The 374-nt window shown below is 26.2% G+C and carries 1 protein-coding gene; it reads left to right on the top strand.

Annotated features, from left to right (window positions below; genetic code table 11):
- The coding region (locus ACVCZW_RS05770) for a hypothetical protein (protein ID WP_452231894.1) at positions 1-374 on the top strand (374 nt) is incomplete at both ends.

Here is a 374-nt window from a genome sequence, read left to right as displayed (position 1 = left end):
GGATATTATTTTTATTACGAAAAAGTAAAAGTGGACTTAGCAGATACCTTGTTGTTTAGAAAATTTAGGAAAGCAACAACATTGCCTTATTTGAAAAATGGATATGAAGGGATGATAGATTCAACCATAAGATTGAAACTTAAAAAAGAACTAATTAACCAGCCTTCCTATGAATTATTGGGATTAGATTCTATGAATTCTAAAAATGTAGATGTTTATTTAGAAGATATGATTAATCATTATGAGGAAAATTTCAGTCCTATTATGTTAGAACCATGTGATTTTGAAACTTCTATTTTTGAAGAATCTATTTGTGAAAACCAACAGAAAAATAAAACATTTATAGAAGAAGTAATTCTTCATTATCGAAATAA

It is taken from the genome of Lacinutrix sp. MEBiC02595, assembly GCF_053601555.1.
Note: the sequence above shows the minus strand (reverse complement) of the source record. Positions and strands in the feature narration are given on the sequence as shown.